The organism is Streptococcus sp. F0442, assembly GCF_000314795.2.
Taxonomy (GTDB): Bacteria; Bacillota; Bacilli; order Lactobacillales; family Streptococcaceae; genus Streptococcus.
Genome location: NZ_KB373314.1, coordinates 841,989 through 854,715, shown reverse-complemented (window position 1 = coordinate 854,715; position 12,727 = coordinate 841,989). Strand labels below are relative to the sequence as shown.

Sequence of the window (12,727 nt, the reverse complement as noted above, 5' to 3'; positions counted from 1 at the left end):
CTATGGGAGGTGGAAGGAAAGAATGAAAACCTTATGAAACTTTCACAATTTCGGTTGACAGTCTTGAAAAAAAGGAGTAGAATAACCCCTGTTTTATGAAAAAGAGGCAGGGAATTCCCGGCCTCATGATCTTTTTTTCAAGGAGTTTTTTATGTTTTCAACATTGAAAAAATGGTTTATTGGCCGTCCGTTGAAATCTGGTGCAGAAGGTGAAGGAGGATTGCTGGGGAAAATGCAGGCCTTGGCCATGCTCTCTAGTGACGCACTTTCTTCTATTGCCTATGGTCCAGAGCAAGTTATCCTGGTCTTGATGACGGTATCAGCAGGAGCCATTTGGTGGTCCATTCCAATTGGGATTGTGGTTCTGGTTCTCCTAGCCAGTTTAACGATTTCTTATCGCCAGGTCATTCATGCCTATCCTCAAGGGGGAGGGGCCTACATGGTGACTACGGAGAACTTGTCACCCAAAGCGGGGTTGATCGCTGGTGGCAGTCTCTTGGTCGACTACATGCTGACGGTAGCAGTATCTGTTTCTTCCGGTGCAGATGCTATCACGTCAGCGATTCCCTCTCTTCATCCTTATAATCTGCACATTTCCATTTTGTTGGTCTTGCTCTTGATGCTGATGAACTTACGGGGGCTGCGTGAATCAGCTACTTCCTTGATGATTCCAGTCTACCTGTTCATTGTTAGTACGATTGCCTTGATCGGCTATGGTGTGATCCAAATTTTGACAGGGCATTTGGCCTATAACGCGACTGCTCATGTGGGTCAAACCATTTCAGGGGTTAGTGTCATTCTCTTATTGCGGGCCTTTACGAGTGGATCAGCTTCACTAACAGGGGTTGAAGCCATCTCCAATTCGGTTCCTTTCTTTAAGAAACCAAAAGCAAAGAATGCAGCCTCTACCTTGACCATCATGGCTTTGATTTTGGGGATTATGTTTGCAGGGATTACCTTCCTCAATTACTGGGTTGGTGTCGTACCAGCAAAAGGGGTAACAACTCTAGCTCAAATGGCCCAAGCTATCTTAGGAAATTCTCCGGTCGGACAAGCCTTCTTCTACGTTTTCCAATTATCAACAGCATTGATCCTGGCAGTTGCGGCGAATACGGGGTTCTCAGCCTTTCCAATGTTGGCCTTTAACATGGCTAAAAACAAATACATGCCACACATGTATATGGAAAAAGGGGATCGTCTGGGCTATTCCAATGGGATTTTGACCTTGGCCATTGGTGCCATCGTCTTGCTCTTGATCTTTGATGGGCAAACAGAAAGCTTGATTCCGCTTTATACCATTGGGGTCTTCATTCCATTTGCCCTTTCTCAAACAGGGATGGTTATCCACTGGAAACACCAATATCAAAAAGGATTTCTCAAGTTTTCGCTTGCCAATATCCTCGGGGCAGCTATCTGTTATGGTATTGTCTTGATCCTCTTGCTGTTCCGTCTGCGTGAAATCTGGCCCTTCTTCCCTATTATTGGTCTTTTGCTTTGGATGTTCTTGAGTATCCGCAATCACTATGATAAAGTTGCGGCTCAATTGCGCTTGGGAGGTAAGATCGAAAAGACAAGTTATGCGGGCAATACCGTGATCGTCCTTGTCGGAAATGTCACTCAGGTAAGTGTGGGAGCTATGAGTTATGCCAATAGCCTAGGAAATGACGTCATAGCTATGCACGTCTCAACAGAAGAAACCAAGGTTAAAGATGCAGAGGTGGCAGAAGAATTTAAGCACTATTTCCCTCATATTCGCTTTGAAAATGTCATGACGAGTTACCGAGATATTATCCAACCAACGGTTGAATTTGTCTCAAAAGTAGCTGAGGAGGCCAAGGAAAAAGGGAACACTGTTACAGTCTTAGTCCCTCAATTTATTCCTAAAAAACATTGGCAAAATGTTCTCCACAACCAAATGAGTTTGAAATTGAAGTATGCACTTCGTTGGCATGAAGAAGTGGTTGTGGCAAGCTATTCTTACCATTTGTCTGAATAACGATCGCCTAAAGAAAAGATGTCTGCTTGAGCAGGCATCTTTTTGGATTTTCTTACACGAAAAAAACCACTCGAAAGTCTTGTAAGATACAGCCTTGATCTTGAAAAAATGTTTAAAAAATGCTAGAATAAAAAGAACATTTTAGATTTTGAAAAATTCAAAGTAAGGAAAAAAATGGCAAATTTATTAAAAACAATTATTGAAAATGATCGAGGCGAAATCAAACGCCTTGAAAAAATGGCTGATAAGGTCTTTTCTTATGAAGACCAAATGGCAGCTTTGACGGATGACGAATTAAAAGCGAAAACAGTTGAGTTTAAGCAACGTTACCAAGATGGTGAGTCTTTGGATGATCTCTTGTACGAGGCTTTTGCAGTTGTTCGTGAAGCTGCAAAACGGGTTCTTGGTTTGTTCCCATACAAGGTTCAGGTCATGGGGGGAATCGTTCTTCACCATGGTGACGTTCCAGAGATGCGTACAGGGGAAGGAAAAACCCTGACGGCAACCATGCCGGTATACTTGAATGCCTTGTCTGGTAAAGGGGTGCACGTTGTCACCGTCAATGAATACTTGACAGAGCGGGATGCAACAGAGATGGGAGAACTTTACTCATGGCTTGGCCTTTCAGTAGGGATCAACCTTGCAGCAAAATCTCCAGCTGAGAAAAAAGAAGCTTACCTCTGTGATATCACATACTCAACTAACTCAGAGATTGGTTTTGACTACTTGCGTGACAACATGGTTGTTCGTGCAGAAAACATGGTTCAACGTCCATTGAACTATGCCTTGGTCGATGAGGTAGACTCCATCTTGATTGACGAAGCGCGTACTCCATTGATCGTTTCTGGTCAGACAGCTTCTGATACAAGCCAGCTCTACCACATGGCGGATGCTTATGTGAAGACCTTGAACGAGGATGATTACATTATCGATGTCCCATCTAAAACCATCGGTTTGTCTGATTCAGGAATCGATAAGGCAGAAAGCTACTTTAATCTTGAAAACTTGTACGATATTGAAAACGTAGCTTTGACTCACTTTATCGACAACGCCCTTCGTGCCAACTACATCATGATTTTGGATATCGACTATGTGGTCAGCGAAGATCAAGAAATCTTGATCGTCGACCAATTTACTGGTCGGACCATGGAAGGACGTCGTTATTCTGATGGTCTTCACCAAGCGATCGAAGCCAAAGAAGGTGTTCCAGTTCAAGAAGAAACCAAAACATCTGCATCGATTACTTACCAAAACCTCTTCCGTATGTACAAGAAGTTGTCAGGGATGACAGGGACAGGGAAAACTGAAGAAGAAGAATTCCGTGAAATTTATAACATTCGCGTGATTCCAATTCCAACCAACCGTCCGATTGCTCGTATTGACCATCCAGACCTTCTCTACCCAAGCTTGAAATCAAAATTCAAGGCTGTTGTTGAAGATGTCAAGTCTCGTCATGAAAAAGGTCAACCAGTCCTAGTAGGTACCGTTGCGGTTGAAACCAGTGATTACCTTTCTCAATTGTTGGTTCAAGCAGGTGTCCCTCACGAAGTTTTGAATGCGAAAAACCACTACAAAGAAGCGCAAATCATCATGAACGCTGGTCAACGTGGTGCTGTTACCATTGCGACCAACATGGCCGGGCGTGGTACCGATATCAAGCTTGGTGAAGGTGTTCGCGAACTCGGTGGACTGTGTGTCATCGGGACAGAACGTCACGAAAGCCGTCGGATCGATAACCAGCTTCGTGGACGTTCAGGACGTCAAGGGGATCCAGGTGAATCTCAATTCTACTTGTCTCTTGAAGATGAATTGATGCGTCGTTTCGGTTCTGAACGGATCAAAGCAGTGCTTGATCGCTTCAAGTTGAGCGAAGAAGAATCGGTGATCCGTTCAAATATGTTCACCCGTCAGGTAGAGGGTGCACAAAAACGTGTTGAAGGAAACAACTACGATACCCGTAAACAAGTCCTTCAATACGATGACGTGATGCGGGAACAACGGGAAATTATCTACGCTGAACGCTATGATGTTATCACAGCTAACCGTGACTTGGCACCTGAAATCAAGGCCATGATCAAACGGACCATCAAACGGATTGTTGAAGGAGCCAGCCACTCAAGTAAGGAAGAACGCGTTGAAGCGATTCTGAACTTTGCCAAATACAATTTGGTTCCGGAAGATACGATTTCTGCAAGCGATATTGAAGGAAAATCTGACAAGGAAGTTATCGATTACTTGTATGCACGTGCAGAAGAAATCTATGCTAGCCAAGTAGCGAAATTGCGTGACGAAGAGTCTGTGCAAGAATTCCAAAAAGTCTTGATCCTTCGTGTGGTGGACAGCAAGTGGACAGACCACATCGATGCTTTGGATCAATTGCGAAATGCGGTTGGACTCCGTGGGTATGCGCAAAATAACCCAGTGGTAGAATACCAATCAGAAAGTTTCCGTATGTTTAACGATATGATCGGATCGATTGAATTTGATGTAACTCGTCTCATGATGAAAGCCCAAATTCACGAACAAGAACGTCCACGTACGGAACACAGTATTTCAACAACTGCGACTCGCAACATTGCAGCGCAACAACAAGATATTCCAGCAGATATTGACTTATCACAAGTGAAACGCAACGATTTGTGCCCTTGTGGTTCAGGCAAGAAATTCAAAAACTGTCACGGACGTAAATTTTAAGAGCTCCTCTGAAATAGAAAGAGGATGGGGCTAGGTAGCATAAGGAGGCCGTATGGTATTCATTACGAAGAGCAATAAGATTGATGAGCAAGAGATCACTTCGCTTTACCGCTTGGAAGGTCCAGCCTTGGAGCGCAAAGAAGCGCGTGATCGAGAATTGGAAGCTATTATCAAAGGAGAAGACCAACGGATCCTTCTTGTGATCGGGCCTTGCTCTTCTGATAATGAAGAAGCTGTGATGGAGTATGCTCGTCGTTTGGCAGACTTGCAAGAGAAAGTCAAAGATCAGATTTTCATTGTGATGCGGGTCTATACGGCTAAGCCTCGGACCAACGGGGATGGCTATAAAGGCTTGATGCACCAACCAGATACACATGCAGCACCAAGCTTTGTGGACGGTTTGAAAGCGGTCCGACATCTCCACTACCGTGTGATTACAGAAACTGGTTTGACAACTGCGGATGAGTTGCTTTATCCAGCAAGTCTTCCGTATGTTGAAGATTTGATTTCTTATCATGCCATTGGAGCGCGATCAGTTGAAGACCAGGAGCACCGCTTTGTATCTAGTGGGATCTCTGCTCCGACCGGCATGAAGAATCCAACCTCTGGAAATCTTTCTGTCATGTTCAATGCGATTTATGCAGCCCAACATCCCCAAAACTTTTTGTTCAATGCCCAAGCAGTGGAAACATCAGGAAATCCTTTAGCCCATGCGATCCTTCGTGGGGGCTTGGATGCAAGTGGTAAGAATATTCCAAACTACCATTATGAAGATTTGCTAGCGGCAGCAAAACGCTATAGCGAAATGGGCTTGCAACATCCCTTCATCCTGGTGGATACCAACCATGACAATTCTGGCAAACAATTCGAAGAGCAAGTACGCATCGTGAGAGAAACCATGATGAACCGTGCTTGGAACAAGGATTTGGCAACTTTAGTTCGTGGTTTCATGATTGAATCCTATCTAGAAGATGGCCGTCAAAATGAACCAGTGGTTTATGGTCAATCCATCACAGACCCTTGCCTGGGTTGGGAAAAAACACAGGCCTTGGTCAAAGAAATTGCAACGATGAATAAGTAAAAGGCAGGGGCGGAAGGAGTGATTCTTTAGCCTCTTCTCTTTTGTCAGTAAAACGATACTGAAACGATAAATAAGGATAAAACAAGATGATCAAAGGACATGGCATCGATATCGAATCGATCGCTGCGATTGAAAAAGCCTATCAGAAGAATACTCGATTCGCTGAAAAAGTCTTAACCGAGGCTGAGCGAGAGCGCTTTGAGGAATTGTCTGGAAAACGGAAAATGGAATATTTAACGGGCCGATGGTCCGCCAAAGAAGCCTTTTCAAAGGCAATGGGAACAGGGATTGGACCGGTTGGTTTTCAAGATTTAGAAATTTTAAATGATGCCCACGGAGCACCCTATTTTTCCAAGTCTCCTTTTTCTGGGAAGGTATGGATTTCGATCAGTCATAAGGGAGACCTAGTGTCGACCAGTGTCATTTTGGAGGAAGAAAATGAAAGCAAGTAAACATAGACCAACTGTTGCAAGAGTCGATTTGGATGCCATTGCCTTTAATGTGCAACAAGTCAGTGACCATATTCCGAGTCAAGCCTTGAAATATGCAGTCGTCAAGGCCAATGCCTATGGTCATGGGGTCGTTGCGGTGACCAAAAAATTGGCACCTCAGGTAGATGGTTTTTGTGTTTCCAATATGGATGAAGCCCTTGAAATTCGTGAAGAAGGTTTGCAACACCCTCTTTTGATTTTGGGAGTTGTGCCGAGTGAAACAGTGAATCTAGCCAAAGAGCATGACATCCGCTTAACGGTGGCGAGTCTTGCTTGGTTGGTTCAATTGCTTGGACAAGAAGCAGATCTTTCAGGATTGAAGGTCCATATCAAGGTGGATTCTGGAATGGGGCGGATTGGATTCCGAACGATCGAAGAGATCAAAGAAGCTGAACGCCTTCTCATAGCAGCTGGAGCTGAAATTGAAGGAATCTTTACTCATTTTGCGACAGCAGATGAGGCAGATGATCGAAAATTCCAAGCGCAATACCAGTTTTTCAAAGAAGTATTGGCTGCTCTTGAAACCCTTCCTCCCATTGTCCATGCGAGTAATTCAGCCACCTCTTTGTGGCATGCGGATACGATTTTCACAGCTGTGCGCTTGGGAGATGTCATGTATGGCTTGAATCCCAGCGGTTCTGTGCTAGCCTTGCCTTATGAAATTAAGCCAGCCTTGAGTTTGGTGAGTGAGTTAGTTCATGTGAAACAGTTAGAAGCTGGTCAAGATATTGGCTACGGAGCAACCTATACGACAGAAGAACCCCAATGGATCGGGACGATTCCTATCGGCTATGCGGATGGCTGGATCCGAGAGATGCAAAATTTCCATGTACTGATCAAGGGTGAGTTTTGTCCCATTGTTGGTCGCGTTTCGATGGACCAGATTACTGTTCGCCTTCCAGAAGAATTGCCTCTGGGGACCAAGGTTACCCTGATTGGACGAGAGGGCGAGAAAGAAATCACGGCAACAGAGGTTGCAGATTACCGTGGGACCATTAATTATGAAGTGGTCTGTCTCTTGAGTGATCGGATTCCTCGTGACTATACAGGTGAAGAATAAGAAGAAGCAGGTGGGATTTTCCCGAATGGACCTGCTTTTTTATAAAAGAAAGGAGGAGAAATGAATCTACACCAACCCTTATCCGTACTGCCTGGAGTCGGTCCAAAATCAGCGGAAAAATTTAAAAAATTAGGGATTGAAACCCTAGAGGATTTGCTTTTGTACTTCCCCTTTCGCTATGAAGATTTTAAAACGCGCAATGTTTTAGAATTAGAAGATGGTGAAAAAGCTGTCATTTCTGGGCTTGTAGCAACGCCAGCCAATGTCCAATATTATGGTTACAAACGAAATCGCTTGCGTTTTTCGATCAAACAGGGAGATCAAGTCATTGCGGTTAATTTTTTTAACCAACCCTATCTAGCAGACAAAATCGAGGTTCAGCAGACGGTTGCGATTTTTGGCAAATGGGATAAGGCCAAAGGCAGTTTAACAGGGATGAAACTTCTGGCTCAGGTGGAAGATGATTTGCAGCCGGTTTATCGGGTGATGCAAGGAATCAGCCAAAATAGCTTGGTAAAGTTGATCAAAATAGCATTTAATCAGGGCTTGGATCAGCTTTTAGAAGAAAATTTACCCCAGGTCTTGCGGGATCGTTACCAACTCTTATCTCGTTCCCAAGCTGTGCAAGCTATGCATTTTCCAAGGGATTTGGCGGAGTACAAACAAGCCCTTCGACGGGTGAAGTTTGAAGAACTTCTCTTTTTCCAGCTACAACTCCAAGTGCTAAAAGAAGAAAATCATGATGCTAGTCAAGGGATTTCCTTGGCCTGGGATCCAGAAAAAATGACGGAACGAAAAAAACAGCTCCCTTTTGAGCTGACACAAGCCCAAGAAAACAGCTTAAATGAAATCTTGACAGATATGGCCTCTCCTTACCATATGAACCGTCTGCTTCAAGGGGATGTGGGAAGTGGCAAGACGGTTGTAGCTGGTCTTGCCATGTATGCAGCTATTAGTGCTGGTAAGCAAGCTGCCTTGATGGTTCCGACAGAGATTCTAGCAGAGCAACATAAAGAAAGTTTGGAAAATCTCTTCCCTGATCTACCGGTTGCTCTTCTAACAGGAGGATTAAAGGCAGCTGAGAAACGAGAAGTCTTAGAAGAGATCGCCTCAGGAACAGCTCAACTAATTGTGGGAACGCATGCCTTGATCCAAGAAGGGGTTCACTACCAAGATCTAGGATTGGTCATTATTGATGAGCAGCACCGTTTTGGGGTTACTCAGCGCCGGATCCTTCGAGAAAAAGGACAAAATCCAGATGTCTTAATGATGACGGCTACCCCTATTCCTCGGACTTTGGCCATTACAGCCTTCGGAGATATGGATGTGTCGATCATTGATCAAATGCCAGCTGGACGTAAGGAAATCATCACACGTTGGGTCAAGCATGAGCAGTTAGAAGTGGTCCTCGACTGGTTGGTGAAAGAGCTTGCGAAAGGTTCTCAAGCCTACTTTATCTCTCCCTTAATCGAGGAATCAGAAGCCCTAGATCTGAAAAACGCTCTTGCTCTACAAGCGGAGCTAGAGGCCTTCTTTGGTCAGCGGGCACGTGTTTCTCTTCTTCACGGGAAGATGAAAAGTGAAGAAAAAGAGACCATCATGCAGGCCTTTAAAGAGCACCAAATCGATGTTTTGGTGTCAACGACCGTTATTGAAGTGGGGGTCAATGTGCCCAATGCAACCGTTATGGTCATTATGGATGCGGATCGTTTTGGCCTTAGTCAACTCCATCAGCTTCGAGGCCGGGTCGGTCGGGGAAATAAGCAATCCTATGCTATCCTAGTTGCGAATCCTAAGACGGATAGTGGCAAACAGCGCATGAAAATCATGACAGAGACGACAAACGGGTTTGTCCTTGCTGAAGAAGATTTGAAAATGCGTGGTTCAGGTGAAATCTTTGGGACCCGTCAATCGGGGATTCCAGAATTTCAAGTAGCCGATTTAGTAGAAGATTATCCAATTCTTGAAGAAGCGCGGAAAGTCGCCAGCCAGATTGTAACGACGCCAAATTGGCGAGAACACCCAGACTGGCATTTGCTCTCACTGTATCTGGAGAAGCAAGAACATTTAGATTAGATCATAAAAAGTGAGTAGAGTGGAAATGTGATGTTTCTACTCTACTCACTTTTAAGATTGCATTTAATGGGCTTTGGATCTTGATGAAATGCGACAGGACGAAGGTGGATCGATACCATCCACCTGAGGAGTTAGTGAGTCGTGTAGGGAGTGGGAAAGAACTCCGATTAGTTAAAAAGAGTTTGTTTTCCCACCCCCGCAAAGTTGATTAGGCCATTTTTGGAGCTTAAAAAGCGAACAAAGATGCCCATCAACCACTGCGTCATACTGTTATTTCTATCAAACATCAAAGACTGAAAATTTTGCCCAGCCTCGTTACACGAATTGAACACGGGCTCCGGATTGTGTCAAAAAGATGAATCCTCCTAGAATCTGATGATTCTGCGTCGAATTCCCTATTTTGACTGTATCCGCCACGCCCTTTGTATCTTAGTAATTGAACACGGGCTAAATACTGTGTGATAAAACGCCAACTATACTAGTACTAACTTTAAGACACAGTAGCTGATTGGATTCTTCTCTTACTTTATGAGCTTGGAAGAATCCTAATCAGCCTTGTGGGGGTAGGACGACGAAGAGTCTGCCAAAGTATCGCTTCTGTCCTACTCCCTATTTTGACTGTATCCGCTATGCCCTTTGTATCTTGTTAATTGAACACGCCCTAAATGCTGTGTGAAAAAGATAAATTTTCTTGTGAGCTTCGCTCCCGGCGACAATTTCCTATTTTCACTTGGCATTTTACGGGCTTTGTATCTTATGCTACCCTTCGATATATTCTTTGAGTTCTTGTCCTTTTAGGTCGGCATTGAGGGCGATGAGGAGCTTAAGGCGAGCTTTGGGGGCATTTAATTCTTTGATGAAAAAGACACCGGCTTGATGGAGTTGAACACCACCTCCTTCGTATGCATACACGGGTTCTGCAATTCCGTTGAAGCAGCGGGATACTAAAGCGATTGGAAGTCCGGCATCTATGAATTCTTGGAGTTTTAGGGCGGTCTCTTTAGGGATGTTTCCTGCTCCAAAGGCTTCAATAATGAGACCATCGATTTTTGAGCAATCCAGTAGATCTAGCAGATCGGTTTTCATTCCAGCATAAGTAGTGATAATGGGAACGAAACCTTCAATTTTATCGAGATCGAAGCGCACTCGTGGCTCAGCTGTTTTAAAGAAGAGGATTTCCTTTTTCATGACCAAACCGAGTGGGCCATGAGTTGGTGTCTGGAAGGTGCCGACATTGGTGGTGTGGGTTTTGGTAACGTACTTGGCCGCATGAATTTCGTCATTCATGACGACTAAGACCCCCTTATCACGTGCTTTTGGATCGGCAGCCACTCGGAGGGCTGTTAAGAAATTATAGACACCGTCGCTTCCTAGTTCGTTGGAGCTTCGCATGGCTCCTGTAATCACCACGGAGATGTCTGGTAACTCCATGGTATCCAAAAAATAAGCTGTTTCTTCTAGCGTATCGGTCCCGTGTGTAATGACGATCCCATCGAAGTGGCTGGCTGCCTCTTTGATTCTTTGGTATAGAGCTAACATGTGATGCGGTGTCATTTGTGGACTTGGTAGATTGAAGATATCCTCAGAAGTGACTTCCATTCCTTCAATTGGAGAAGTAACTTGGGTCATGGGATTAACTTCATTGGTGATCACTGCTCCGGAGTCATCTGCTGCCATGGAAATGGTCCCTCCGGTATGTAGTGCTAAAATTTTCTTAAACATGTGAAGCTCCTTGGAATATGTGATATAATTTATTTTATCATAAAAAGAAAGAAACAGTAGACATGGAAATAAAAGCAGTCTTTTTTGATATCGATGGGACCTTGGTGAATGACAGTCGAGCAGTCCTCAAATCGACCGAAAAAGCTATCCAATCTTTAAAAGAGGAAGGAATTTATGTTGGACTTGCAACGGGTCGAGGTCCAGCTTTTGTTAAACCTTTCATGGAGCGCTATGGCTTTGATTTTGCTGTGACCTATAATGGCCAGTATATAGTAACCAAGGACCGCGTATTATTTACCAGTCCAATCGACAAAAAGAGTTTGCACCAGCTGATTGACTATGCTCAGGAGCACCGTAAGGAAATTGCTCTAGGAACCAAAGATGGTGTATGTGGTTCTCGTATTATGAGTTTTGGGATGAGTCCTATTTCGACTTGGTCCAGTCGTTTTGTACCCCGCAAGATGGCCCGTACCGTTAGTCGAGGCTTTAATAAAGTGGTCAGTAAAGTTGTTCCACAAGATCAGGAAACCCTTTATGCACTAGCGCAGGAACCCATCTACCAGGTATTGATTTTATCCAGTCCAGAAGAGACTGCAAAAATTGAAAAAGAGTTTCCGCATCTGAAATTTACACGGTCCAGCCCCTTTGCAGCAGACGTTCTCAATCCAGGAATTTCTAAACTGGAAGGAATTCGTATCGTTGGTCAGGAATTTGGCTTTGATATTGATGAAGTCATGGCTTTTGGAGATTCAGATAATGACTTAGAGATGCTTTCAGGCGTAGGTTTGTCGATTGCGATGGGGAATGGGACGACTAGTGTCAAAGCGATTGCCAAGCATACCACGACCAGTAATAGTAAGGATGGTATCCAAAAAGCTCTGCAACACTTTGGTATTCTCTCAGAGAAAGAACTCTTTCTTTCTAAGGATGATCACTTCAATAAGGTCAAAACTTTCCATGGCGTGATGGATGGGAAAACCCAGGAAAAACCGGTTGTTTGGCAGTCTCAAGATGCCCTCTACCGGACCATGTTCAAGCAGGAAGAGCTGGTGGAATTTGTCCGAGCAGCTAGCTCGAACGAAGAAGAATTTGATCACTCGGTAGCCGCTCTTCATGAAGCCTTGGACAAGGCAGCGGAGAAGGTTCGAAGCAAGCATCCGGCTGAGATCTCCATGGTGGGGCAGGTCGATGCCTTGATCGATACGCTCTATCTGACTTATGGTAGCTTCGTCTTAATGGGGGTCGATCCGGAAGAGGTTTTTGAGATTGTTCACCGTGCCAATATGGGGAAGATTTTCCCAGATGGAAAGGCACACTTTGATCCAGTAACCCACAAAATTCTGAAGCCAGATGATTGGGAAGAAAAATACGCCCCGGAACCTGCCATCAAAAAAGAGCTGGATCGCCAACTGAAAGCATACGAAAAACACGCAAAACCAAAAGAAGTAACAGAAGAAAACTAAAAAGAGAGTGGGACAGAAATCGGTCATTCGTTAGAATTCGATTTCGTCGTCCCACCTCCGCACAGTTGAGTAGGGCTGTAAAAGCTGATGAAATCAGCTTAGTAGAGCCCACTCAACCACTGCGTCTTGCTCGACAATCCAAAA

8 protein-coding genes are annotated in these 12,727 nt (G+C 44.4%); 7 read left to right on the top strand and 1 reads right to left on the bottom strand.

The genetic code is table 11. The features are described 5' to 3' along the window. Nucleotides 1–151: 151 nt before the first annotated feature. From HMPREF9186_RS04240 to recG, 6 genes are all read left to right on the top strand, one after another. Nucleotides 152–1,996, top strand: coding sequence for an APC family permease (locus HMPREF9186_RS04240; protein ID WP_009731578.1), 1,845 nt, complete (start codon nt 152–154; stop codon nt 1,994–1,996). A gap of 174 nt (nt 1,997–2,170) precedes the next feature. Further along, a complete protein-coding gene (secA, locus tag HMPREF9186_RS04235; protein ID WP_009731577.1) occupies nt 2,171–4,690 on the top strand; it encodes a preprotein translocase subunit SecA in 2,520 nt (839 codons plus the stop codon). Between the two features lie 52 nt (nt 4,691–4,742). After that, nucleotides 4,743–5,771, top strand: a complete 1,029-nt coding sequence (locus tag HMPREF9186_RS04230; RefSeq protein WP_009731576.1) for a 3-deoxy-7-phosphoheptulonate synthase — start codon at nt 4,743–4,745, stop codon at nt 5,769–5,771. 86 nt (nt 5,772–5,857) lie between these two features. Then, a complete protein-coding gene (acpS, locus tag HMPREF9186_RS04225) occupies nt 5,858–6,223 on the top strand; it encodes a holo-ACP synthase (protein WP_003005615.1) in 366 nt (121 codons plus the stop codon). Further along, entirely contained in the window at nt 6,210–7,322 is a 1,113-nt protein-coding gene (gene alr, locus HMPREF9186_RS04220; protein ID WP_003005005.1) for an alanine racemase, read from the top strand. Before acpS ends, alr begins: the two co-directional genes overlap by 14 nt. Nucleotides 7,323–7,382: 60 nt before the next feature. Beyond that, nucleotides 7,383–9,398, top strand: coding sequence for an ATP-dependent DNA helicase RecG (recG, locus tag HMPREF9186_RS04215; protein ID WP_009731575.1), 2,016 nt, complete (start codon nt 7,383–7,385; stop codon nt 9,396–9,398). Between the two features lie 759 nt (nt 9,399–10,157). Here the strand turns inward: recG and HMPREF9186_RS04210 are convergent. Then, nucleotides 10,158–11,120 (bottom strand): asparaginase, encoded by a 963-nt coding sequence (locus HMPREF9186_RS04210; RefSeq protein ID WP_009731574.1) that lies wholly within the window; start codon nt 11,118–11,120, stop codon nt 10,158–10,160. 62 nt (nt 11,121–11,182) lie between these two features. On the opposite strand from HMPREF9186_RS04210, the gene HMPREF9186_RS04205 reads away from it, so the two are divergent. After that, the gene (locus HMPREF9186_RS04205) at nt 11,183–12,583 is read left to right on the top strand and encodes a Cof-type HAD-IIB family hydrolase (RefSeq protein WP_009731573.1); all 1,401 of its coding nucleotides are present in this window, start codon (nt 11,183–11,185) and stop codon (nt 12,581–12,583) included. Nucleotides 12,584–12,727: the final 144 nt, after the last annotated feature.

Bases quoted from the DNA above. Each gene is read 5' to 3' on its own strand.
- HMPREF9186_RS04240 (WP_009731578.1), top strand. From the start codon at position 152: ATGTTTTCAACATTGAAAAAATGGTTTATTGGCCGTCCGTTGAAATCT.
- secA (WP_009731577.1), top strand. From the start codon at position 2,171: ATGGCAAATTTATTAAAAACAATTATTGAAAATGATCGAGGCGAAATC.
- HMPREF9186_RS04230 (WP_009731576.1), top strand. From the start codon at position 4,743: ATGGTATTCATTACGAAGAGCAATAAGATTGATGAGCAAGAGATCACT.
- acpS (WP_003005615.1), top strand. From the start codon at position 5,858: ATGATCAAAGGACATGGCATCGATATCGAATCGATCGCTGCGATTGAA.
- alr (WP_003005005.1), top strand. From the start codon at position 6,210: ATGAAAGCAAGTAAACATAGACCAACTGTTGCAAGAGTCGATTTGGAT.
- recG (WP_009731575.1), top strand. From the start codon at position 7,383: ATGAATCTACACCAACCCTTATCCGTACTGCCTGGAGTCGGTCCAAAA.
- HMPREF9186_RS04210 (WP_009731574.1), bottom strand. From the start codon at position 11,120: ATGTTTAAGAAAATTTTAGCACTACATACCGGAGGGACCATTTCCATG.
- HMPREF9186_RS04205 (WP_009731573.1), top strand. From the start codon at position 11,183: ATGGAAATAAAAGCAGTCTTTTTTGATATCGATGGGACCTTGGTGAAT.